The organism is Gluconobacter frateurii, from assembly GCF_002723955.1.
In the GTDB taxonomy this organism is placed as follows: domain Bacteria; phylum Pseudomonadota; class Alphaproteobacteria; order Acetobacterales; family Acetobacteraceae; genus Gluconobacter; species Gluconobacter frateurii.
Window position 1 is genome coordinate 336,220 of sequence record NZ_BEWN01000004.1, and the last position, 22,032, is coordinate 358,251.

At 55.8% G+C, this 22,032-nt stretch carries 32 protein-coding genes; 23 read left to right on the forward strand and 9 right to left on the reverse strand.

Going from position 1 to position 22,032, the window contains the following annotated elements; genetic code table 11:
* Positions 1 to 445: 445 nt before the first annotated feature.
* Both GFR01_RS12460 and GFR01_RS12465 read right to left on the reverse strand, forming a co-directional pair.
* The gene (locus tag GFR01_RS12460; RefSeq protein ID WP_099182713.1) at positions 446 to 841 is read right to left on the reverse strand and encodes a type II toxin-antitoxin system HicB family antitoxin; all 396 of its coding nucleotides are present in this window, start codon (positions 839 to 841) and stop codon (positions 446 to 448) included.
* A 19-nt stretch (positions 842 to 860) separates the two neighbouring features.
* A complete protein-coding gene (locus GFR01_RS12465; protein ID WP_099182714.1) occupies positions 861 to 1,043 on the reverse strand; it encodes a type II toxin-antitoxin system HicA family toxin in 183 nt (60 codons plus the stop codon).
* A 124-nt stretch (positions 1,044 to 1,167) separates the two neighbouring features.
* On the opposite strand from GFR01_RS12465, the gene GFR01_RS12470 reads away from it, so the two are divergent.
* From GFR01_RS12470 to GFR01_RS12555, 19 genes are all read left to right on the forward strand, one after another.
* A complete protein-coding gene (locus GFR01_RS12470; protein WP_099182715.1) occupies positions 1,168 to 1,818 on the forward strand; it encodes a hypothetical protein in 651 nt (216 codons plus the stop codon).
* A gap of 58 nt (positions 1,819 to 1,876) precedes the next feature.
* Positions 1,877 to 2,197 (forward strand): hypothetical protein, encoded by a 321-nt coding sequence (locus GFR01_RS12475; RefSeq protein WP_099182716.1) that lies wholly within the window; start codon positions 1,877 to 1,879, stop codon positions 2,195 to 2,197.
* Positions 2,198 to 2,384: 187 nt separating this feature from the next.
* Entirely contained in the window at positions 2,385 to 3,218 is an 834-nt protein-coding gene (locus GFR01_RS12480) for a tyrosine-type recombinase/integrase (RefSeq protein WP_099182717.1), read from the forward strand.
* Between the two features lie 4 nt (positions 3,219 to 3,222).
* A complete protein-coding gene (locus tag GFR01_RS12485; protein ID WP_099182718.1) occupies positions 3,223 to 3,735 on the forward strand; it encodes a terminase small subunit in 513 nt (170 codons plus the stop codon).
* Positions 3,736 to 3,737: 2 nt separating this feature from the next.
* The gene (locus GFR01_RS12490) at positions 3,738 to 5,030 is read left to right on the forward strand and encodes a phage terminase large subunit (RefSeq protein ID WP_174694711.1); all 1,293 of its coding nucleotides are present in this window, start codon (positions 3,738 to 3,740) and stop codon (positions 5,028 to 5,030) included.
* Between the two features lie 14 nt (positions 5,031 to 5,044).
* Positions 5,045 to 6,391 (forward strand): DUF1073 domain-containing protein, encoded by a 1,347-nt coding sequence (locus GFR01_RS12495; RefSeq protein WP_099182719.1) that lies wholly within the window; start codon positions 5,045 to 5,047, stop codon positions 6,389 to 6,391.
* The gene (locus GFR01_RS15790; RefSeq protein WP_167384261.1) at positions 6,388 to 6,591 is read left to right on the forward strand and encodes a hypothetical protein; all 204 of its coding nucleotides are present in this window, start codon (positions 6,388 to 6,390) and stop codon (positions 6,589 to 6,591) included. The genes GFR01_RS12495 and GFR01_RS15790 overlap by 4 nt, the downstream gene beginning before the upstream one ends.
* A gap of 4 nt (positions 6,592 to 6,595) precedes the next feature.
* Complete coding sequence (locus tag GFR01_RS12500; protein WP_167384262.1) at positions 6,596 to 7,795, forward strand: DUF2213 domain-containing protein; 1,200 nt, start codon at positions 6,596 to 6,598, stop codon at positions 7,793 to 7,795.
* Positions 7,795 to 8,256, forward strand: coding sequence for a structural cement protein Gp24 (locus GFR01_RS12505; RefSeq protein WP_099182721.1), 462 nt, complete (start codon positions 7,795 to 7,797; stop codon positions 8,254 to 8,256). Before GFR01_RS12500 ends, GFR01_RS12505 begins: the two co-directional genes overlap by 1 nt.
* Before the next feature lie 12 nt (positions 8,257 to 8,268).
* Positions 8,269 to 9,216, forward strand: a complete 948-nt coding sequence (locus GFR01_RS12510) for a DUF2184 domain-containing protein (RefSeq protein ID WP_099182722.1) — start codon at positions 8,269 to 8,271, stop codon at positions 9,214 to 9,216.
* Entirely contained in the window at positions 9,216 to 9,548 is a 333-nt protein-coding gene (locus GFR01_RS12515) for a hypothetical protein (protein ID WP_099182723.1), read from the forward strand. The genes GFR01_RS12510 and GFR01_RS12515 overlap by 1 nt, the downstream gene beginning before the upstream one ends.
* Before the next feature lies 1 nt (position 9,549).
* Positions 9,550 to 9,912, forward strand: a complete 363-nt coding sequence (locus tag GFR01_RS12520) for a hypothetical protein (protein ID WP_099182724.1) — start codon at positions 9,550 to 9,552, stop codon at positions 9,910 to 9,912.
* A 111-nt stretch (positions 9,913 to 10,023) separates the two neighbouring features.
* The gene (locus GFR01_RS12525) at positions 10,024 to 10,707 is read left to right on the forward strand and encodes a hypothetical protein (protein ID WP_099182725.1); all 684 of its coding nucleotides are present in this window, start codon (positions 10,024 to 10,026) and stop codon (positions 10,705 to 10,707) included.
* Position 10,708: 1 nt separating this feature from the next.
* Positions 10,709 to 11,743 (forward strand): hypothetical protein, encoded by a 1,035-nt coding sequence (locus GFR01_RS12530; RefSeq protein ID WP_099182726.1) that lies wholly within the window; start codon positions 10,709 to 10,711, stop codon positions 11,741 to 11,743.
* A gap of 11 nt (positions 11,744 to 11,754) precedes the next feature.
* Complete coding sequence (locus GFR01_RS12535) at positions 11,755 to 12,024, forward strand: hypothetical protein (protein ID WP_099182727.1); 270 nt, start codon at positions 11,755 to 11,757, stop codon at positions 12,022 to 12,024.
* A 3-nt stretch (positions 12,025 to 12,027) separates the two neighbouring features.
* A complete protein-coding gene (locus GFR01_RS12540; protein WP_099182728.1) occupies positions 12,028 to 13,521 on the forward strand; it encodes a phage tail sheath protein in 1,494 nt (497 codons plus the stop codon).
* 3 nt (positions 13,522 to 13,524) lie between these two features.
* On the forward strand, positions 13,525 to 13,950 hold the full coding sequence (locus tag GFR01_RS12545) for a hypothetical protein (RefSeq protein WP_099182729.1): 426 nt from the start codon (positions 13,525 to 13,527) through the stop codon (positions 13,948 to 13,950).
* Positions 13,947 to 14,264, forward strand: coding sequence for a hypothetical protein (locus GFR01_RS12550; RefSeq protein WP_174694712.1), 318 nt, complete (start codon positions 13,947 to 13,949; stop codon positions 14,262 to 14,264). Before GFR01_RS12545 ends, GFR01_RS12550 begins: the two co-directional genes overlap by 4 nt.
* A 169-nt stretch (positions 14,265 to 14,433) precedes the next feature.
* Complete coding sequence (locus tag GFR01_RS12555; RefSeq protein WP_099182730.1) at positions 14,434 to 14,943, forward strand: hypothetical protein; 510 nt, start codon at positions 14,434 to 14,436, stop codon at positions 14,941 to 14,943.
* 7 nt (positions 14,944 to 14,950) lie between these two features.
* Here the strand turns inward: GFR01_RS12555 and GFR01_RS12560 are convergent, their stop codons facing one another.
* The 4 genes from GFR01_RS12560 to GFR01_RS12575 form a co-directional block, all read right to left on the reverse strand.
* On the reverse strand, positions 14,951 to 15,703 hold the full coding sequence (locus GFR01_RS12560; protein WP_145994575.1) for a hypothetical protein: 753 nt from the start codon (positions 15,701 to 15,703) through the stop codon (positions 14,951 to 14,953).
* Positions 15,704 to 15,778: 75 nt separating this feature from the next.
* Positions 15,779 to 16,147, reverse strand: a complete 369-nt coding sequence (locus tag GFR01_RS12565) for a hypothetical protein (protein WP_145994576.1) — start codon at positions 16,145 to 16,147, stop codon at positions 15,779 to 15,781.
* Between the two features lie 176 nt (positions 16,148 to 16,323).
* On the reverse strand, positions 16,324 to 16,812 hold the full coding sequence (locus GFR01_RS12570; RefSeq protein WP_099182733.1) for an Ltp family lipoprotein: 489 nt from the start codon (positions 16,810 to 16,812) through the stop codon (positions 16,324 to 16,326).
* Between the two features lie 240 nt (positions 16,813 to 17,052).
* Positions 17,053 to 17,385 carry a hypothetical protein gene (locus GFR01_RS12575; RefSeq protein ID WP_145994577.1) on the reverse strand — a complete coding sequence of 111 codons (333 nt, stop codon included), beginning with the start codon at positions 17,383 to 17,385 and terminating at the stop codon, positions 17,053 to 17,055.
* Positions 17,386 to 17,465: 80 nt separating this feature from the next.
* Between GFR01_RS12575 and GFR01_RS15560 the strand changes: the two genes are divergently transcribed.
* The 4 genes from GFR01_RS15560 (at position 17,466) to GFR01_RS12590 (ending at position 19,976) form a co-directional block, all read left to right on the forward strand.
* Entirely contained in the window at positions 17,466 to 17,651 is a 186-nt protein-coding gene (locus GFR01_RS15560; protein WP_145994578.1) for a hypothetical protein, read from the forward strand.
* A 20-nt stretch (positions 17,652 to 17,671) separates the two neighbouring features.
* A complete protein-coding gene (locus tag GFR01_RS12580; protein ID WP_218016664.1) occupies positions 17,672 to 18,646 on the forward strand; it encodes a KilA-N domain-containing protein in 975 nt (324 codons plus the stop codon).
* Complete coding sequence (locus tag GFR01_RS12585; protein WP_099182735.1) at positions 18,643 to 19,062, forward strand: hypothetical protein; 420 nt, start codon at positions 18,643 to 18,645, stop codon at positions 19,060 to 19,062. The genes GFR01_RS12580 and GFR01_RS12585 overlap by 4 nt, the downstream gene beginning before the upstream one ends.
* Before the next feature lie 419 nt (positions 19,063 to 19,481).
* Positions 19,482 to 19,976 carry a phosphate-starvation-inducible PsiE family protein gene (locus GFR01_RS12590; RefSeq protein ID WP_099182736.1) on the forward strand — a complete coding sequence of 165 codons (495 nt, stop codon included), beginning with the start codon at positions 19,482 to 19,484 and terminating at the stop codon, positions 19,974 to 19,976.
* A 59-nt stretch (positions 19,977 to 20,035) separates the two neighbouring features.
* Here the strand turns inward: GFR01_RS12590 and GFR01_RS12595 are convergent, their stop codons facing one another.
* The 3 genes from GFR01_RS12595 to GFR01_RS12605 all read right to left on the reverse strand — a co-directional run bounded on the left by GFR01_RS12595 (position 20,036) and on the right by GFR01_RS12605 (position 22,028).
* Positions 20,036 to 20,812: a DUF1828 domain-containing protein gene (locus tag GFR01_RS12595; protein WP_099182737.1), complete on the reverse strand. Its 777-nt coding sequence runs from the start codon at positions 20,810 to 20,812 to the stop codon at positions 20,036 to 20,038.
* Positions 20,809 to 21,255 carry a DUF6978 family protein gene (locus GFR01_RS12600; RefSeq protein WP_099182738.1) on the reverse strand — a complete coding sequence of 149 codons (447 nt, stop codon included), beginning with the start codon at positions 21,253 to 21,255 and terminating at the stop codon, positions 20,809 to 20,811. Before GFR01_RS12600 ends, GFR01_RS12595 begins: the two co-directional genes overlap by 4 nt.
* A 161-nt stretch (positions 21,256 to 21,416) precedes the next feature.
* On the reverse strand, positions 21,417 to 22,028 hold the full coding sequence (locus tag GFR01_RS12605; protein ID WP_167384263.1) for a restriction endonuclease: 612 nt from the start codon (positions 22,026 to 22,028) through the stop codon (positions 21,417 to 21,419).
* Between the last annotated feature and the right edge of the window lie 4 nt (positions 22,029 to 22,032).

Genomic DNA, 22,032 nt, shown 5'->3' on the forward strand with positions numbered 1-22,032 from the left:
CCAGAAAATGGCCATACCAAACTTTCGTCTCCGAAATGCGAAGCTCGCGCAGGGGCCGGAGAGAATTCCCGCAGCGATAGGCACGTACGGAATAGTATGCAGCGCTAACGAGCTCAAAAAGTAACTTTGCGGCTCTATATCGGAAACGGCTAGTAAAAGCCCCGTCAGACCACCAAACCATAGAGGAAGAGTAAGGATATTTGCCGCGTAGGACAGAAATAAAACCGTCCAGAAGCCCGGACTCCGGAGCCATTCATGGCGCACTTGGACGACTTTCATGATTGACCGTTTGGCACGTTATAAGATCTCGTCATTTATTATTTAGCGCGCTTTGGCCGGCACTCGAAGCAGTAATGCAGATCCCCGTTCGGGCGCTCAACACCAAATGGCGCGCCCTTCCCGCACTTGCAGCAGTCGTAGACCCAGCCTGATTTTGTTTTCTGGGTCATGCGCTGAGTGCCAGTTTTGCAATCATGCTGGAACGACTTTCACCCGCCTCTTTAGCTACGCGGTCAAGGCGAGCAATAACGCGCCGAGGTAGCGTGATATTCACGCGCTCGAACTTCTCATCCAGCAGCGCCGGATCAATATCCACAAACCCCCAGATCCATTCAGAGCCCGACCACTGCCCCGTGGCGCGGAGCGTATCGAGATCGCTCGGCGCCGGAACGGCGTTGCAATTATCAAGCGCGTCTTCGATCCAGAGCGCCATTGCTTCCTGAGCGTTGTCGATTGCTTCGTTGAACGTATCGCCAGCGGAGAAGCAGCCTGGAAGATCAGGCACGATCACACCGAATGCTTGGGTATCTGATCCGCGCTCAATCACGATTGGGTATCTCATTTTCGGCCTTTCAGCCGGGTTATTTCAACCCGGCCTGTTTTCTGATTGCTGCCACCAAACCTTTTCCGAGGTCTTTTTTAGGGTGGGGGACTGTGATCGAGTGTCTATGGTCCTTGTGGCGGAATATGTGATGTGATCCCCGGCATCTGACTTCTTCCCATCCTGCTTTTTTCAGCTCTCGGATTAGTTCGGCGCTGTTCATGCATTATCAATACACACTATACACACCGAATGCAAGAGGGAATGTGTATGATGTGTATTCAATCCGCCGGAGTGCTCGCGTTTTCTCCTTGTACAGCCACCCTCGCCTGTACTAAGATTCTGCCATGCCAAAAGCCCTGACATCCCGCGACGGACTCGCCGAAACCGTCCGCCAGTTTTCCACTCCGAAGCAGACGCGAAAAACGGCGTTCGTTTTGCCGAGGGCAGAGGATAATTCTCCTACGGTCGAGCGGATGGCGAAGCAGGACTACGAGACAGTCGGGTCCGGAAAGAAGGTTCGACGAGCAAAAGCTACCGTCGTGAACACGCTTCACATGGCGGGGGATATTACCGGGGATGACGTTGCCTCGGCCAAGAAGTGGCAGCGTGAATACGATCTGGCCCGTAATGGATATTTCGAGGCCCTGCCCGCTTCCGAGCGTCGCAAGGTTGAGCAGGAAGAGGCGTTGAAGCATGACGCCGTTTCGTGGCTGATTTTTCGCGGGCGTGCGAGTGCGCATCTTCGGGAAGTGTCTAACTCGCTCGGGCTTTGCTCGTTCAAGATCCTGAATTGGATGTTGGTGCAGGAGCTGTCGCTTTCTGCGATGGGGGCCCTTCTCTATCCGGGCGTCAGCCGTGCGCAAGCAAGCCACAAAGTGTCTGGCCGATGCGCTCACGTTCTTCAGCAGCTTACGGAGTTTTACGACCTGAAGCGCAGTGAACGACGAGCGGATCAGAGGTTGGAGAAAGTGCTTGTACCTGTGTCACAGATGTGAGATTGTTTTTCCACGCTGCGACACTTGCGCCTAGCGTCATTACCGGACAATCGAGCTCATGCTGTCACCCATCCAGACTGGATCTGTGGTGTGGTGGCGCAATGGGCGTTATCTCGTAGCCTCGGTTACAGATCGAAGCGTTGCAATTTGTCCGATTGAGATTGATCCCTGCCCTCGCCATCGTGCGGATGTGGCGCCGGATTGGTTCGAAGCGCTCAATCTTCGGATTGATAGCGGTTCTGTAATCAGGTGCGTACCGTTCGGCGTTCCAGTTTCGTCGGTCGTTTTGGCTGGTGGATTGGCTTTCAATACCTTGATGGCGCGGGTTCAACTGGGGATCTCGAAAGAGGTTCAGGCGCGGGCTTTTGAAGATGCTTAACCCCAAGAAATAACGCTCTGTTATTCTGGGGGTCGGCATAATGAAGGCCAAGAATAACTATTTTAGAGCCCTAAAACCCCAAGAATAATGTTTATTCTTCCGCTGGTTTTTGAGGGTGGTGACTGCTTGTTTTCCGCAGTTTCTCAACGGTTTTTAGAGATCAGGCATTTTCAGGGTTTTTGAAGACGTGGAAAAATGCCCGATCTCTCCCGACGAAAGGCTCGTCAAATCGTGGCTCCGCGGGCGCTCAAAATGCACTGAGGCTGCGTACCGATCTGACCTCTCCGGATTTGCTTCTGCCGTCGGTAAGCCGCTCGCTGACGTGACGCTTGAAGACGTTCAGGATTGGTACGGCTCACTCGCCGGCGCTGAAGCTTCTAAACGGCGCAAGCTCGCAGCAGTAAAATCCTGCCTGCGGTTCGCTGCTGAAAACAGGTTCATCGAACACAACGTCGCCTCTCCGGTCCGTCCTGCCAAAGTCCAGGAGGATTTGCACGAGCGGATCCTGTCCGAAGCGGAAGTGCTTGGGATGATCGAGGGAGAAGACGACGCGCGCCGAAAGGCAGTGCTGCGAACGCTTTATCTGATGGGGCTGCGAAACGCTGAGGCCTGCGGGCTGACATGGCGCGATCTCACTCGGAAGAAACAAGGCGGCACGGCGTCGATCTTTGGCAAAGGTGGCAAAACCCGGCACGTCTCCGTACCGGCCTCGCTCTGGCGACAGTGGGAAGAGACGCGGGTTGATAAGCGGGCTGATGCTCCGGTTCTGATCGGAGTTGATGGGCGCGCGCTCAATCACGAGGCAATCAGCCGTATCGTGAAGCGGGCTGCAAAGCGTGCCGGCATCGCGGCGCCTGTCACGCCTCATTGGTTGCGACATGCTTGTGCATCACACGCTTTGGACAATGGCGCACCGCCTCATGTGGTGCAGGCCATGCTCGGCCATTCATCGCTCGCCACAACGACGCGCTATGCGCATGTCCGGGACGGCGAAGGAACGGGCGACTGGTTGAAGGGATAAGACTATGGCGGACCTGACGCCAAAACAGGCGCGGTTCGTCGAGGAATACCTTGTCGATCTGAACGCGACACAAGCTGCGTTGCGTGCTGGATACAGTCAAAAGACGGCAGCTAAGATCGGATCTGAAAACCTCCAGAAACCAGAAATTCAACATGCGATTTCTGAGGCGCAAGCTCGACGGTCCAAGCGAACGGAAATCACTCAGGATCGAGTGGTACAGGAGCTGGCTAAGTTAGGCTTCGGGGACATTCGCGCAATCTTTTCTGAGAATGGCTCCCTCAAATGTCCGACAGACATGGATGAGGATGCTGCGGCCCGGATCTCCTCGATCGAGGTGGTGGTTAAGCCAGTCCCGGGAACGCAAGGGCAAGAAGTCGAGCATGTCGCCAAGATTAAGTTGTGGGACAAGCTCGGTGCACTGACGCAGCTTGGGAGGCATCTCGGCATGTTCAAAGACAAGCTTGAGACGTCTGGAGAAATCGGCATCAACATCACATCGGACGACGACGCGCTGTAATTATGGTCGCCACATTGAACCCCGCACAGGCCGAAGCAAACCGGCTGCTGGGTTCGCCTGCGACACACATTCTGCTGCGTGGCGGGTCTCGGTCGGGCAAGACGTTTTTGCTGGTGCGGGCCATTGTGATCCGGGCCGTCAAAGCCCCCGGTTCGCGGCACGGGATTTTCAGGCACCGGTTTAACGCCCTCAAAGCGACGGTCATCAACGACACCTTCAAGAAGGTGATGCGCCTCTGCTTTCCGGATCTGCCCTACACGCTGAATCAGACTGACTGGTACGTTCGGTTTCCCAACGGCTCAGAGATTCTGTTTCACGGGCTGGACAGTTCGGATCGTACTGAAAAAATTCTCGGTCTGGAATTCGCCACCGTTTACATGAACGAGGCGAGCCAGATCAGTTATGCGGCACGAAACATGCTGCTGACGCGACTGGCACAGAGAACGTGCCTGGCGCCGAAAGAGTATATCGACGCGAACCCGCCCACGACGTCTCACTGGCTGTACGGGGTATTCGAGCGCAAGGTCGAACCGAAATCCGGGCAACCGCTTCCGAACCCGGAGGCGTATGCGACGATGCAGATCAACCCGGACGCAAACCGGGATAATCTGACGCCGGAATATCTAGCCTTTCTTGAGGGGCTTCCTGAGAAAGAGCGGCAACGCTTCCTCCACGGCAACTACCAGACCGCCATTGAAGGCGCGCTCTGGACGCTGGATCGGATCAAGCGGGATACGCCTGTAGCGGATGCGAACCGGGAGGAAATCCTTTCCCGGATGCAGCGCATTGTCGTGTCGGTCGATCCGTCGGGATGTGCCGGCGAGGAAGACAAGCGCTCTGACGAAATTGGCATCTCTGTTTGTGGACTGGACCGTGACGATGTGGGGCATGTTCTTGCCGATCTGACGGGACGTATGGGCCCTGCTCAGTGGGCGAAAGCCGCCCTTGATGCGCTGGATCTCTGGAAAGCTGACCGGATCGTTGCTGAAAAGAACTTCGGCGGCGCGATGGTGGAGAACACAATCCGTGCGGTTCGACCGACTGCGCCCGTGAAGTTGGTGACAGCATCCCGCGGCAAGGCTGCTCGGGCTGAGCCTGTGGCTGCGCTCTATGAGCAAGGCAAGGTTGTCCATCACGGGCGGTTTCCTGATCTGGAAGACCAGATGTGCCAGTTCTCAGCGGCTGGCTATCAGGGCTCGAAATCACCTGACCGGGCTGATGCGATGGTCTGGGGCATTACCGAATTGATGTTGGGGACAGATCCGGTTTTTGACGGGTCGTATAGTTGGGTCTGACCCAGTGAGGCTTTATGAAACTCGGTGACAGCCTGACGAATATTGTCTCCGGGATGGGCACACCCAAAGACAAGCTCTCACATTCAAGATTCATTCCTACCCTGCTGACAAAGTTTGAACTGGACAGCCTCTACTCGTCGGACTGGCTGTCAGGAAAAATCATTGACGCCCCTGCCGACGATATGACGCGAGAATGGCGTCAGTGGTCGGGCGGGAGGCGGCAGGTTTCTGCTCTACTTTCCGAAGAAAAACGCCTGAATGTCCAACAGAAGGTCAATCATGCCCTTAAGCTGGCGGCACTCCATGGGGGTGCAGGGATTATCATCGGTGATGGGTCTAAAGATCCTTCGAAGCCGCTGGATCTGGGGGGCATCAAACGTAACGGCGTGAAGTACCTGACGGTGTTGAGCCGCTGGGAGCTGAACGCTACCGACCTTGATCGTGACCCATTGTCAGAATGGTATGGCGAACCGAAGCAATATCAGCTTTCGGGTGGCGATCGGATAGCCTCCCTGCACCCGTCGCGCGTAGTCAGGTTCCTTGGTCGGCCAATCCTTGAGCAGAGCAATTGGGTTGATGGTTGGGGTCATTCTGTTCTCCAGCGCGTGTATGATGCTGTCCGAAACGTCAATGTTGCCGCCAACAACACCGCTAGCCTGACGACTGAGGCGAAGGTGGATGTATTCAGTATCCCTGGCCTGAATCAGAATTCCATTGATCCACAGTATCAGCGGCAGATCATGGCTCGGTTTGGCCTGGCTAATATGGCCAAGTCTAACCAGAACGCCCTGCTGCTGGATGCGCAGGAGAAGTGGGAACAAAAGCAGGTCTCGTTCACGGCTCTGGTCGATGTTCTGAATAAGCTGCTCGAAATTGCTTCTGGAGCAGCAGATATCCCGGTTACGCGTCTTCTTGGCACCTCCCCTAAAGGTTTGAACGCCACGGGCCAGGCGGATTTCCGGTCCTACTACGACATGCTGTCGGGGCGACAGGAAAACAGTCTCTCACCCGCCATTTCCCGACTAGACGAAGCGCTCATTCGGAGTGCGATTGGCTCTCGGCCTGCCGGGATTGATTTCGAGTGGCGTTCTCTCTGGCAGATGACAGAAGCCGAGCGGGCTGCAATCGCTGTGCAGCGCGCTCAGACCGCTCAGATTTATGGTGCCCTCGGCGCGCTCCCGCCTTCAGTCATGCGCGGATGTGTCACGAACCAGCTTCTGGAAGCGGGTGAATATCCTGGAATGCGCGAACTGCTGGAAAAAGCAGAGGCGACGGGAGAAAAAGCTGAGCCGATCATCACCAAGGCCGAACTTGGGGGGAATGAGGTCGGGGCGGCACCAACAAAGGTGGCGAAAACATGAGTACTGGAAAAACAAAGGCCTTTGATGCTGATGCACTGAAGGCTGCTCGCGATGCCACGGCAAATGCAATTGAGAAGCTGAAAGCTGTGTCCGTGTCTATTGGCTCGGATGAAGTATATGCGGCTTCATGCGCGCTCGATTATCTCGGATTGGCCTACTACTACCTCACGCCATCCGATGATAACCCCGCGTGGAGTTGAGGCCATGCTCCTATCGGTCACAGACCGGCTGAGCCTCACTGACGCAACCCGCACCACGCGTGATGGATATTTGCTGGTCGATGCGCGTATCGCTCGCACCGGCATCCAGGAATACCTTGGCTCAGAAATGGGCCGCCCGGATCTCGGCACAGTTCGTGTCTACCGACCGGAAAACGAGGTATTTTCTCAGGACGCAATGTCGTCTTTCATTCGTAAGCCGGTGACGAACGATCATCCACGAGAGATGGTCACGGCAGCGACGTGGAAAGACACGGTCGTCGGAATGACGGGGGACGAAGTTGTCAGGGACGGCGATTACGTCCGCCTGCCCTTCATGCTCACCGATCAGAGCGCCATCGACGCGGTATCGAACGGCAAGCGAGAGCTTAGTGCCGGATACACTTGCGACGTTCAGTTTTCCTCCGGATCCACGCCAGACGGCGAAGTCTATGACGCGGTGATGAGCCACATCGTGGGCAACCATCTTGCGGTGGTGGACCGGGGGCGCGCTGGCCACGCCTGCCGAATTGGCGATGCGTGGACCGCACATTCAACCACAACGAAAGGCCGGACAATGCCGGATAATCTGCGGACCGTTATTGTGGACGGTCTTTCAGTACAGACTACGGATCAGGGCGCGCAGGCGATTGATAAGCTGCTCGCTCAGATTGGCGATGCCTCCAAGAAGCTGAGCGCCCGCGACGGTGAGATTGCAGCGCTGACAGATCGTCATTCGACGGCCCTATCAGCCAAGGATGCTGAAATTGCGCAGCTTCGAAGCGCACATGACGGAGCTATTGCGGCTAAGGATCAGGAAATCGCTGATCTGAAAGCAAGCGTGCCGGATGCGGCAGCTATGGATGCGCTGATTGAAGCTCGATCGGGGCTGATCAGTGTTGCCCGGAAAGCGCTTGGTGACAGCTATGTGTCTGCTGGTCGCTCGAATATGGACATCCGGCGAGATGTTCTGACCAAGCGTCTCCCGGCCGCAGATGTTGCAGCCAAGGATGAAGCTTGGATCAACGCAGCGTTCGAGGCGCTGACCCTGGATAACGCTTCCGCTTCTGCGAACGTTGATCCGCTGCGTCAGACGCTTTCTGGCGGCCTGAACGCACCGTCCGGGATGAACGTGGGCGATACGGCCCATAATGCCTACACCGACCATTTGCAGAACGCCTGGAAAGGCGCGGAAGGAACACGCTAATGCCTGCAATTCAGACCTCATATCCTGATGTTATGGCAGCAGGTGTTCCGGGCCTTGTCGCAGATGCCTCCAAGTCCCGGGTCACATCCTATGTGGCAGAAGCCAGCCCTGTGCCTTTTGGTGTGCCAGTCTTTCAAGGGACGAAAGACAACACCTGCGTCATCGCAGGCACGGCCAATGCAGGCACCTTTATCGGCGTCTCAGTCATCGGCAAGGAAGTGCGTCCCATCATCAACGAGGCCGTCGACACTTACCCGGTCGGCGCACCCGTGGCCGTGATGGAAGAAGGCCACGTCTGGGTGACGGTGACGTCTGCCGTCACGCCCCGAGCGGGCGTCTATATCGACGCATCCGGCAATTTCACGGGCACAGAAACCGGCAACACGGCTCTTCCCGAAACAGTATTTCTGACGACGGCTGCGGCCGGGGGCATCGCCCGCATTGGCGTCCGCGTGGCGTAAGGAGAGTATTCGATGAACATCAACATGCATGATGCCCAGAGCGCCGAAGCTTTCCTAGTGTCGCAGCTCTCCCATATCGAGAGCGAAGTTTACAAGATCCAGTACCCGGATATTCGCTATCCGAGCCTTGTGCCGGTGGACACGGAAGCGAACCCTTGGTCCCCGTCCGTAACCTACTACTCTTTCGATACGAAGGGGCAGGCAAAGTGGATCAACGGCCGGGGGCAGGACATTCCGAACGCTGACGTCCAGCGTGCCAAGTTCGAGACCGCAGTCACCATGGGTGGCATCGGCTACGAATACACGATGGAAGAGCTGGCACAGGCGCAGATGCTCCGTCGCAACCTCTCTGCCGACAAGGGCGATGCGGCCCGTCTGGCTGCTGAACAGTTCATTGATCAGGTTGCCATGTTTGGCGATACTTCTGTGGGCTATTCTGGCCTTGCCAACAGCAGCGATGTGACCGTTGGCGAAGCGCCTAATGGTGGGGCGGGTTCTCCGCTTTGGTCCAAGAAGACCGCGGACGAAATGCTCGCGGACTCTGATGCGGCACTGAGTGGCGTGTGGACGCAGTCCAACACGGTAGAGCTGGCTGATACGCTACTGCTTCCGCTGGCAGCCTTCACGAAGGCGAACAGTACCCGCATTACGAACGAGAGTTCGGACACGGTTCTGTCGTTCATCCGCAAGAACAACATTTACACGGCCCGCACCGGACGCCCGCTCATGATTGAGCCTGTTCGTGGGCTTGATACTGCTGGTACTGGCGGGACCGGTCGCATGATCGCTTACAAGCGTGATCCGCGCGTCGTGAAAATGCACATGCCAATGCCGTTCCGCTTCGTCTCGCAGCTTTATCCGGTTGCCCCGCTGACGTGGCATGTCCCTGGCATTTTCCGTGTTGGTGGAGTTGATGTTCGCCGCCCTGGCGCCTTCCGCTATATGGATGGAATTGTCTGATGGCTGAATACACAAACATGTCTCGTGGCGTTCGCATCGTCGCGGTGACAAAGGGCAAGGAGACGTCCCACGTCTCCCTCGCTCCGGGTGAGACCAAGGATCTCGACGGAGTTGATACTTCAAGCCCGTACTTCAAAGGGCTTCTTGCTGCCAAAGAGCTGATCGAAGGCAAGCCTGATGATCCAGCCCCGAAGAACGCAGCGGGCTTCAAGCGGAAGATTGACGATCTCACGGCCAAGGTCGAGGAGCTGACGTCTGAAAACGCGGACCTGAAGGCCAAGGTCGAGGAGCTGACCAAAGCCGCCGAGGCGTCCAAGACGTCAGGAGCGTAAGATGACCCCACAGCCGACAGACTTGATTGATATCCGGCGCTTCTGTGGTTATCCGCTGGCTAGTACGGAAATTGACGTCAAGATTGCGGCCGTTCCAGAAGAGGCAGCAGCGGTTGTGTCCACGTATCTGACGAATATCAGGTCGTTGGAGACGGCAATCATGGGTGCTTCAGACAATCTGGATACGGATAAGGCGGCTGTGTGGACGCGTAATCGGACAGAGGTTCAGGACCGGGACGCTATGTTTTACGCTTGGCGTCTGCGGCTTTGTAATCTGATCGGAGTGAACCCAGGCAACAACCTTGGGCCGCTCACGATGAACGGCGGCAATGCAACGCTTCCTTCTGGAGTAGCTGTCGTCTGAACTGTTGTGAGGTGTGGAATGGCGAACAGTCTCTTCCTTGCTCCTTCATTCATGAAGTCCCGGCCCAGACCGGATTATGAACTCCCTATTCCAGACAATCCGGTGACATAAATGAATCAGGCTCGACTACAAGCCCTAACGGCGCGCGGCTACGGCAAAGCTGCCAAGCGCATCGGGGCGGAGACGGTTCAGTATCGTCCGACGAGCCTGATTGATCCCCTCGCCTCGCCGTACGCGTCGTTTCTGGCAGCGTTCAACAACGATGCCGGGTTCTCGTTCAAGGCTCCGACACTATGGGGAAAACCCGCTGTGTTCGGGCTATTCGATACGACGGACGTGCAGGCTGGAGACATTCTCGTCACGGGCGGCGAAAGCTATTTCGTTGCTCGTTTCGAGGCGTTCCAGCCGCCCTTGTGTATCCTGTGTGACCGGACGATTTCCCTGTTTGGGAACGCGTCGTCAGGGGATGGCACGACAGATGACAGCAGCTCATCCGCCTGCCCTCTGGCAGGGTATCAGGACGATTACGGCACATCCGGAGGTAGCGGCTCATCTGCTGCGGCCTCAGGCTGGCCCTGCTCCATTCTGCTGAAAGGCAGCGGCGAAGCGTCTGGCAGCTCGATCCCGGGCGCCATCAAGGCGGCGGTCTATCAGCTTCTATTGCCGGTCATGCCCGGACTTAACCCGCAGGTTTATATGACTGCCACGGACGATCTGGGCCGCTCCTATGTGATCGAGGGCGTGGAAGTGTCCCAATACGGGACGAAGTGCCTCATGCGCGTTCAGCAGGTGTGACGTGGCAGATATCGGAACGACTTCTACCGCTCTGGCTATGACGCTGGCTGGTCTCGTTTACCCGAACGGTTTCACCGCCTCTTCTATCAGCGGGCGACGAACGATTATCCGGCGTGGCTGGCTTCTATCCTCTGATCTGACGGGGGCGTGCAGCCTTAGTAAAGGCATCGACTACGTCACTGTCATGCCGATGGGCTCCAGCTACAAGCGCGTGGATAGCCCGCTGGATTACCCGTGGCGGACAATCTCGATTTCGGGTTGCACGGTGGGCCTTGCCGTGGACGGTAACACACTGACGGTGTCAATTCCGGATGGTGTCACGCCCGCTGGTATCGTGGGCGCGCAAGTGCTGCTTCAGGATGGCAGTGACACGCCGAGTGGGACGTCAATGTCCTATGCGGTCACGGCTGATGACACGGCCGATACGATCGCTATGGCGCTGGCTCAGCAGATCGAAGAGGCTTACCCGCGTGGCGCTACGGTCATCGTACCAAATGCCCGTGAGATTATCGCGCGAACAGGCGGGATCGGCACACAGAGGCGGATCACGCGGCGTCAGGAGACGCTGTTTCGGGTCTCGGTCTGGTCCGGATCCTGGAAAGGGCGTGATGCCCTCGGGTCCGCTCTTGATGCGGCAGCCTCAGCGGAATGGTTCATCCCGAACACGGACGGCACGTTTTCGCAGATCAAGTTTGCAGGCGCGCAGGACGTTGACACCCAGCAGACGAGCAGCATCTACCGCCGCGACCTGCTCTGGAAAGTGACCTACGACACGATCCAGACACAGACCGCGCCTCAGATGCTCTGGGGCGTTGGGAACAACAACGTTGTAACGCATGCAGGCTTGGCGCTGCACTCGTTTGGCTCAGTCCTGCCGACAACAGGCGTTCTCACAGACAATTTCGAGACAGTTTATCTGGATGCGGCGGGCAACCTCGTGTTGCTGGCACAACAGCCCTATTCCGGCCTGGCGATGGACGCGGCCGGCAACGTGATCGAGGACGCTGGCGGCAATCTGGCTGTGTTCCCCCAATAGCGAGAAAAAACATGAGCGAGACAGTATCGTCTGGCGGGAGCACGTCTTCTGCCAGCGCGAGTTCAAGCACGTCCAGTGCAGCGGTCACGAGCGGCGGAACGGCTGTGACATCGGGCGGAACATCCTCTGATGCAGCAGGATCGGCAACGTCCGGCACGGATGCCGGCGGGGTGTCCTACGTCGTAGTCAGCGGCGGTTACGGGTTCGCTGTTGGACAGCAGATCTCCACCACGGACGATCCAGAGATCCGCAATTACGCCGTTCCGGTTTCAGGAGAATAATCGGTGGTTAAAATTTATCAGGCTGGTTCGCTGAACACGATGGCGCTGACTGTCCCTGCCATGTATGTGCAGATTGTTCAGCCTCAGACCGTCATCAACGGCGTGTCTTCCAACCGCCTCGGCGTTGTCGGTACCGCCTCGTGGGGTGCTGTCGGCAAGCCGGTAATCATCGGCGGTATGGGCGACTATCTGGCAGCATTTGGCACCAAGCAGGCTCTGGCCACGAATATCGGCGTTGCTGTGAACGTGGCGCTGCTACAGGGTGCCAGCGATTTCCGCTGCGTTCGCGTGACGGATGGCACCGACAAGGCAGCCACAGGGACGCTCGGAACAGTCGGGCTGACTGCGGTTTGCACCGGTGCGGCAGGCAATGCCATCACGGCAACGCTCGTTGCGGGATCGGGCGGGAATTACGTCCTGACGGTTTCTCATGCAGCACTTGGAACCTCCAGCTATACAGGCATGACCTGGGCGGCTATCGCTGCTGCCCTTGTTGCAGACGCATCCGCTCTGGTGGTCGCGACTGTGCCAAGCACGGCGCCTGCGCTGGCTGCTGGGACTGTCACGCTCTCGGGTGGGGCTGATGGCGGCACGCCTACGACAGCCCAGTTTCTCGGAACTGACGGTACGGCGACCCGAACGGGCATGTATGCGCTGCGCAACACCGGGTGCGCGATTGGCCTTCTTGCTGGGCTGACAGACACGTCTTCGTGGACTTCTCAGCAGGCGTATGGCCTTGGTGAAGGTACGTACATGGTCACGTCGTTTGGCTCGGGAACACCCGTTGCCAACGCTGTGAGCGGGATCGCATCTGCTGGCGTGTCTGGTTCGTACTCCCTCAAAGCGATGCACGGCGACTGGCTGTACTGGAATGACGACACGAACGGCGTGATGCTGTTGCCGCCGTCATTCTGGGCCGCGGGTGAGCTGGCATCGCTGTCTCCGGAACAATCCACGCTGAACAAGCAGCTTTCCGGGATTGTTGGCAGCCAGAAATCAGGCTTGGTTTCGACTGGGCAGGCGCTGACGTATTCCGACGCGGAACTGACGGCGCTGTTCGGGGCCGGGATCGACGTGATCGCCAATCCTTCTCCCGGTGGCTCGTACTGGTCGTGCCGTCTGGGGCAGAATACGTCTTCGAGTGCGTCGGTTAGCGGGGACAACTACACCCGTCTGACGAATTATCTTGGAGAAACTCTTGGCACAGGCATGGGCACCTATATCGGCCAAGTGATTAACGACAGCCTGTTCGCAGACGTTCGCGCCACGCTTCTCGGTTTCCTGAAGGGGATGCTTGATGCGGGAATGCTTGGCCTCTACGGGGGAGCAATCCCTTACACGGTTGTTTGTGACACCTCGAACAACACACAGGACCGGACAGCGCTCGGTTATCTCCAGGCCGACGTAGCCGTCAGATACATGGGCATCGTCAAATTCTTCATCGTCAACCTTCAGGGCGGAACGACCGTCACTGTCACGACCAGCAGCGGGAGCTAAGGGATGGGCAAGCCTTATAGCATCGGGAGGGATTGCCGGATCACGGTGCTCTGGAACGGATCGAGAGTAGATCTGCGTGACGTGACGTCATTCACGGCAAATCAGGAGACGCAGGCGCTCCGAGCATTCCCGCTGAATGGTGTTCCGGCCGAATACAACCTGCCGAGTGGTTGGCGTGGCTCTTTCCAGATCGCGCGAGCAAATGCCGTTTTGGACACGCTCGTAGCCGCGATTGAGTCTGGCTTTTGGAATGCTGGAACCATCAATTCGGGCACCATCTATCAGTACATCACTGAGGCTGATGGAAGCACGTCCACGTGGGAATACAGCGGAATCTCCCTGAAGCTGTCCACCGACGCGTGGGCCGCTGAAACCCTCGTACATCAGACAGTGCAATTCTTCGCTTCAACCAGGACAAAAATTTCGTGAGCATCCCCTCTGAAATCACCCTCCCCGACGGCCGCAAGCTTGGGCTGAAAGAGATCGATCCGGGCGATATGCTGGATCTGATCGAGGCTGCCGGTTCGGCTATGTCGGGCGCAGCTGCGGGCGCATGGCTCGGCTATGCTCAGATGATTGCGACCGTGACAAGCATTGATGGCGTTCCGGTTCAGTTTCCCGTGACCAAGGATGAGGTTAAAGACCTCGCCCGCAAGATCGGCAATGGTGGCATCGTGGAGCTTCAGAAAACTCTTGCTCCCGAAAAGGCCGATGAGGCCGCGAAAGACACAGCAAAAAACTGAGCCGGTCCCCGCTGTTTCAGGAGCTGCTGTTTCTGGCAGACCACGGGATAGCGTGGGACGTGGCTAAAGGCTGGTCGAACGCCCGGAGAATGGCCGCGTGTGTGGCGCTCCGGGAAATGAACGGCGAAGTGTGTGACTGGGACACCATGACGTTCCATCGGAGGGGCGGATGAGGCAGTTCAAAGACGTTTCATCTTTTCAGCAGTTCATGCGTGAGCGTGTGCTGCCCGCCCTCCCCGCTGCCGTCCATCGCGGCGTGCAGGATGGCGCAGATCGTATCAAGGTCGAGACGCAGGCACAGATTGGGCACTATCTGGACGGGCCTGAGAGTGGGCTGCCGACTACCCCGCTCGCCGACAGCACGATTGATGACCGTATTCGGAAGGGATTTACCCCTGACGATCCCGGTCTGCGGACTGGCGACATGCGGGACAGCTACGGCACGCGCGTGTCTGAGCCTTCCTTGCGCGTCCATGCGTCAATTGGCTCGGACGATATTAAGGCCGTCGTGTTCGAAATGGGCCGATTGGAGCAAGCCAACTATCAGCCCCCTCGCCCCGAATTGGCCGTCGCTGCGCATCAGAATGAGGATCGCGTGGCTCAAGGGGTGGGTAAGGTTGTGGTGCGGGTGCTCAAGGGGCGCCCGCTTCCGAATGCAGTGGCAGATGAAGCGGAATGAAAAGCCGTTATAGTCTTGGTTCAAAGACGCACTTTATGCCCATGGTCGTCTCGGATGGCCAGGACGTGCAACTGATTTTGGCGTACGGCCTATTCACAGTTAACGTTTCTCCTATGTCCGGCGCATCGTCCCCGCGCATAAGCCCCAAATCGTTAGTGAACATTTTCTGATTGTCTTTAGAGGCTTCACTTCGGTCCCAAATGCCTGCAAAGTCCTCAACATTTCCAGCAAAAGTAAGTAGGTTAATAGGGTCAGCACGACTTCCTCTGAGAGTAACGCTTGTGACGTTCCCTGCTGTAGAACGATCAAACTCAACCATTGAGGCATCGTTAACGTGACCATGAAGAAGTCCAAGCTTCCTAAACTCAACGTTCATGGTATAAAATGCCTCCGGCCTGTATTTACAGTCAGTATGATCGGCGAAATTTTTGCACTGATATAATTTTGCGTGATTTTGATTTTTCTTGCTTAGACTTTGGTTTAGGGAATAGTCGTATCTATCAATGAATGTTTGCGTGTTGCATGCGAACACTAAGTCATGAGTGCTCTGATCTATTGCTGATAGGCACGATCCATCCGGCGCCGATGCGGGTACTTCTGGCGCTTCGGGCGACGTGGCCGCCATTGCATTGGCGGTGTCAGGCTTTGACGCAGCGGGCGCAGTCAAGGGTGAGGCAGAGGGGTCCGGTCGAGCGGCAATGACAAGGGCAACTGCGGCCACCCCGACGCACGCCAGCATAACAACGTTAGTTTTGTTCATCCGCCCCTCCATTCACACTCCGTAACATGCCGGAGTTTGGGATGGAGGGAAATGGTTTAGTCTTTCTTCTCCACTTCAAGCCCCTCCGCACTCGTGCTCCGAATCAGGAAGCGTCCATGATTTCATCGTGCGAAGGTCGGTTGTCGTGTAGACCTTTCCTCGGTCATCGCCTGTCGGGCAGTCGGTCGGAAGCGCCACCAGACACATCATTACTCGATCGCCGGAATGAGCGCTGTCTACTTCAGGAAGCTGATCGTAGGAGACCTGATAACCGCCGTTGGTCAGAGCAACAGCGGAGCCGGATCCTGCAACCCATTGGTTATTGCCATCTGATAGGCGCTCTTCGACGGACTTGATGTGAGTAAAGACGCAGGTTCCGGGGCGCTTGGGAAGCCCTGGCTCACTTGGAGTAGTTACTGTCTGCGCCGCTGCGGCATCGCTCACCGAAAGTGCTGTTATTATTCCTATAAAAAGCAACCAATGGCGCATCGTTCTTACTCCTTGTGGGCTTCGTTTAGGGCTTCGGGGTCAAGTTGGATCAGGTGACGGATGGCTTTTGGGTGGGTAACGCGGGTTAGACCGCCCCGTGATATCGGCACCGGCGTTGCGGGGCCGGCCATTCACGTTGGTCCGCAAGCTCCAGCCTTATGGGCACCGTAAGTTGCCTGGGCTAATGTATATTTTTCCCCAGCTGATGAGGATAATTGGTGGATTAGGCCCTTACAGGAGAATCCTGACATTTCAAGGTACTGTTTGGCCGACCGAACTGCATTTTCATTCCAGTCTACAGTCAGGCTGTCCACCGCAACGGTAGCATCGGCTACTGAGTAACCCTCTCCTGCGTCAGATGATAACTGATGGATAAGTCCAGCGCGTGAAAAGCCCGTCATCTCCAAGTAATTTGTTGCGGATCTTACTGCATTGTTTTGTGCAGAAGTTAGGTTGGCTTGCCCCGAAATGGGAAATTTTTCGCTTTCAATGTCTGAGCGCGGCTGTGCCGAGCTATAATTACTAAAGTTTCTTGTTGGAGAAACAAATTGTCCGATCACACCGAGACAAAATAGAGAAAAAAATACGCACGAGGTGTATTTGAAGATTTTTTTTAGCATTAGAACACCTGTATTATGAGTGAAGATTATCTATTTCTATGTTACTAGAATGCATATATTATTAAAAATCTCCTCTTCAATTTTGTATATGGGTGCCTATGTAGAACAGGCCATGCTTCGTAATTCATACTCCAGTACAAATGGCGCTACTCCTCCTCTCCCTCCAAATATTTTTGGATCTAGCTTTGGGGAATACCCTTCTCGATAGAGCAGATTCGGGTCAATGGCGGATGCTTGCGCCTACATTTCCATTGAAGGATCATTTTGTGCGTACTGGGCTTGCAAGATAAGAAGTTCTTGCTCAAGATTTTGTACTTGAGAACGCTGATGACGCAACTCGGAATACATCGCCTTGAACAGATTAGATAGGTTCTCGTTACCTTTCTGACCATCGAAAACTTCTCGTTCAAGCGCATCAAAACGAGCGGACGTATCAGAAAATGTTTCTTCAATTCGGCGCAATATCTCGGCAGTCAGCGTGATGCCACGTTTGGACGCCTCTCCCTCAAGACGCGCCCTTAGTGGGCCGCTGAGGCGAAGTTTGAACCATGTATCAGGAGCGGATTCGGTCATGCTCCAATTATGGTCAAAAATTACCTTGACGACCATGGGTAATAAATGGTCATGTTTTGCTCGTAAGCAACGAGGAGAGCATGACACAACAAACCCACTTCAAAATACCCATGCCGCCTGACGTCAGAGATTGGCTCGATAAGACGGCACCCAAGGCGCAGCGCAGCCGCGGCGCGCATGTGATCTTCTTGCTTCGGCAGGAAATGGAAAAAGAAAAGACGGAAGAGGCATTGCTTGGCGGCCTGCCCTCTTCCGTCTCCGAGTGAACCAGTGAAGGAACACGAAAGTGACGAATAACACATCTCTGATCATTCTTTCCACTGCAATCCGTCAAGATGCGCAAGGCCGGTACTGCCTTAACGATTGCCATAAGGCATCGGGCGGTGAGCCGGGAAAACGACCGGGCGAATGGCTCCGCAATGACCAGGCGCAGGCTCTTGTTGCGGAACTGACCGATGCGGAAAATCCCGCATCGCCCGTTTCTTCGGTGAAAGGCGGCTCTAATCAAGGCACCTACGGCTCCGAAGAACTGATCCTGGCCTATGCCCAGTGGATCAGCCCCGCCTTCCACGTTCAGTGCCTTCGCGCCCTCCTTGCTATGATGAAAGGCGAGGCGCCAGCCACCCAACAACCCTCACTCAATGACCGCCAGAGCAAGGCCATATCCATACTTCGCATAGCCGAGGACGAGGCTGCGGCTTTCATTCGCAAGCGCGTAAATGATGCGGTTCTCGTAATGCAGGGACATGAGGATCTGGTGACGGTGCCGACCCTATCGGGGAAGGTCACGCCCAAGCAGATGCGTGAGGCAGTCGGGCTGTTTCGCTCGCTCCAGTACGTCAACAAGCTGAGCGGGATGGACAAGAACAATGCACTTCTGTCCGCAAACCGGCAGGTCAAGGAAACAACTGGAATTGACCTGCTCAAGAACTCAGGCGCAACCCATCTGCTGGCTCATGAGACCGACCATCCTCTGACGCCTACTGCTATCGGCAAGCGTCTGGGCAATCATGGGCCGCAACGTATCAACGGTGTCCTGTCTTATCTGGGCTTTCAGACGAAGAAGAGCATCGGGAAAGCTGATGCGTGGGTACCCACCTCCAAGGGTGAACCGTATGCTGTAATGGAAGATACGAACAAGAAGCACAGCGACGGAACGCCAGTCCGGCAGTTGAAGTGGAAAGCCTCAATCGTTCCTCTCATTGAGCAGGAGGTGAACGCCCCTCGCCCTTTCGCCAAGAAGCCGGAGGGAGTGTCATGAGCGCGCTGGCGCTGGCGGGAGCCGCAGGGTCGAAGAACCGGTTCATGCGGATTGATCACAATGGTCTTTACCCCGAGCTTCGGCGCGGGGACTATGTGATCTGGCAGGAGGTTCGCGGCTTCGTTCAGGAAGGACTGTACGTCGTGGCGAATGGTCCGTTCCAGAATGTGTATCAGGTCCAGAACTGCGGTGGGAAGCTGGCGCTACTCTGGCCTGATCGGGACATTGACCCGAAAACACGAGAGCGGAAGCCGGGGGTTGAGCCTCTGGAATACTCGCTGGAGGACTTTGCGAAGTTCTGCCTTGGGTTCGTGGTGGCTACCGTGAAGGTTCAGCACGAAGGGGCTTTTCTCGGGGGTGAGACTTTGAAGGGTCGCACCGCCCGAGCGCCTAAACGCAGCCTAGTCGCTGCATGACTATGGAGCCGCCCTTCGGGGCGGCTTTTCAATGTTCAGCAACACACAATGCTAGCATTATTGTGCCAAAGAACGCGCCAACCGCCATAAAGGTCAGCCCACCACAAAGGTTGAATAGGGATAGCCACATGTGCAGCCCGGTGATTACGCAGACTAGTGCGGACCAGGCAAATATGACAGCGAGGGATACTTGAGAGGGGGAAAGGGTGTCTTGCACGACCGTGCTCCATAGTTAGTAACATAAGCGATATAGCACGTCTGAAATTGCCGTGCTGAGAGCGAAAAAAATGATGATGACCTGTGCTTTCTGACTGTAAAGCCGACACAAAGGGCGGCTTTATGCGTCTCCGCTCTCACCTTCCCGAAACCACAATCTGACAGTACGATCTTCCCTCATTCACGGAGATGTGTTGCCAGCTATGATTAAGAATATTCCCGGTTTTCTGAAACTGGCGCGCGCTTTCGACCTATTCGAAGAAGCGGCCATGCTCATACTAACCCTGTGCATTACCGCCGTGGCCTGCGTCGGATTGCTGCATGTTGTCGCGGCAGTCGTCCGCATGGTGCTGAGCACAGGACTGGAACCAACGAACCCGGTCTTGCTTCAAGCTCTTTTCGGCATGTTCTTCACAGTGCTGATTGCACTGGAGTTCAAGCACTCAATTCTGGTGATGCCAGGCGGTCAGGCACACAGCATGGCCCGGATGCGGTCGGTCCTGCTTATTGGCATGATGGCGACAGTCCGGAAGTTCATCGTACTCGACCTGAACGGCGTCAACGTGCAGGAGATGGCCGCGCTTTCGGGCGCAGTGCTGGCTTTGGGGATCGTTTATTGGCTCGTGCGCGGAAAGGTTACGCCGCCGCTGGTGGACGGATCAGGTGGTCTGCTTTCTGGGGCTGATGCCGATCATTGAGGCTTGCCGCCCTTCGGGGCGGTTCTACCAAGCCGCAGCCGTGACGAAATAGAGGAAGATCATGCGGCTAGATCTGCCATAAATTGCGCTCTCTGGCTCCAACGAATTGTGCCTATTCCGTAGCTATCCAGCGCCTCGGGTACAGTGTTGGGAATCTTATGAGATCTATCATTCAGGATTGCATACAGCTTTGTATCAGAGTGACCGGAAACGCGGCGCGTTTCCGCTGTGTCCATCCAACTCATAATCAAACTAGTAGACGAATTTTTTCCAGGAACGTTGATAGCTTGTACAATACGCTCCGAAGCATTCCTTGACTTTGGTATGACAAAGTCAAACCTGTGATCAAAGCCAGTCTTTCCAGTCAATTTTACGTTTGGCGTATAGCGCACATCCGCAGCGTCAAGCCAAGACGCAACGTCCTCCAAAAACACAGATTCAACTGTTGGAGAGGCCAGCATAAACATGTCTTTTACCGACAGAATAGCCTGCACAAGGTTATGCTTGCGAAGAGAAAAGTTCTGACGGTTAGCGGATATACGCAACTCGCCATTGTTTTCCTTGACACCAAAACCGTTCAGGATGGTGCGGAAGATCTCCTGTCTTTTTTCACCTCGACTCACAGGGCATCCGGACATCTCCAGATCGGCCAGGGTATCCCCCGCATCCGTTAAAATGTAACCGTCAGGCTCTGCGCGCGCATATATCTGTATGTAGTCGTTATGGTGATCGAGATATGGTGTCGTTATCTCAGTCCACTGCCCTACTGTTTTCAGAGCAGTTTTGTCACGCAGCCACTCCCAGTACCCATCAACGAGTTGGCTAATTTCAGTCATGTAAACAGCCCTCTCTTAAAACGGGGTGGTTCGGTTACGTTGCAGTACTCCAGAAACTCATTAAGGGTTTTCCAATGATCCTCAGTGTCTGAAAACATATGAGGATCGATGGGATGTGCCCACTTGTCTCCATATCCTTCTTTATAGACGTGAAGGTGCGGAGATGGAATCTCTTGATCGTCTGGATTTCGATGGGGCGCGCCGCCATAATCAAGTCTGGCCAGGATGATGCAGCCGCGAGCCCGATTTTGCAGGGTGCCTTTGAGAAGGTTGAGCCTATGCCGCCTGATATCAAGGATAAATTTTTCTGATTTATCATCTGACAGTAGCGGAATTTCTATGCGAGTCTGGCCGGCTGACAGTTCCCACTCGTGCTCATCTTCGCGAACCTTAGCCATATGAAATAGCAGGTCAGCCTCGTGCTGGCTAAGATCGATACTCACGTGAACTCCGGGGGATCATTCTGTTACGAATGATTACTGAGCCACCCGGAAGAGTCGGGTCAATGGCGAGCCAATCAAGCGCCTTAGTCAGCATAAATGAAATTCGGGCACGCCCAAAGCCGGGTTGTGTTTTCTAGCCGCCCCTCACCGGGCGGCTTTTTTTATGGAGCAGTCCGCAGCCGTACACCGATACGAGACGCCATCTGTTCCGCGTGTCTTGTGAAGCCGCCCGGACAAATCACAACGGCATCATGCGCATTGTAATAGGACCGAGCTGCGTAAATCTCTTGAACGGCTCTATTCCCTGCTCTGCCTTTGTAGTTCTTGCACTGGACGGCAATGATCCGGCTTCCATTACGCAAGATTAGATCAGCGCCGTGATCCCCTGATGTAGGTGTCGTCGTAACGTGCCATCCGCGAGAGCGGAACACAGCGGCGCACTCAACTTCGAATGCTAAACCTGAGCGTGTCGCTGCTTTGACTAAGCCCGCGCTCACCGGGGCGTAAGTTGGCTGCTGACTGCCATCTTCCCATGCTGCGATTGCCTTAAAGACCAAGAGTTCTGGGAATTCCGGCCACTTCTGAACGGTGAACTCCGCCCATGTGACCCGGCATGACCACCACAGCGCTTGTAGGGCAATGCTTGTAACTGCGAGGCCTATGGCAATGCCCAGAAGCGCGATTGCAACACAGATAGCGGCGATAATCGCCAGCAGCACGATCAGTCCAGTGCCCTCTTTCGCACCGCCAGTTCGATAACGGCGCCTAACCACATTT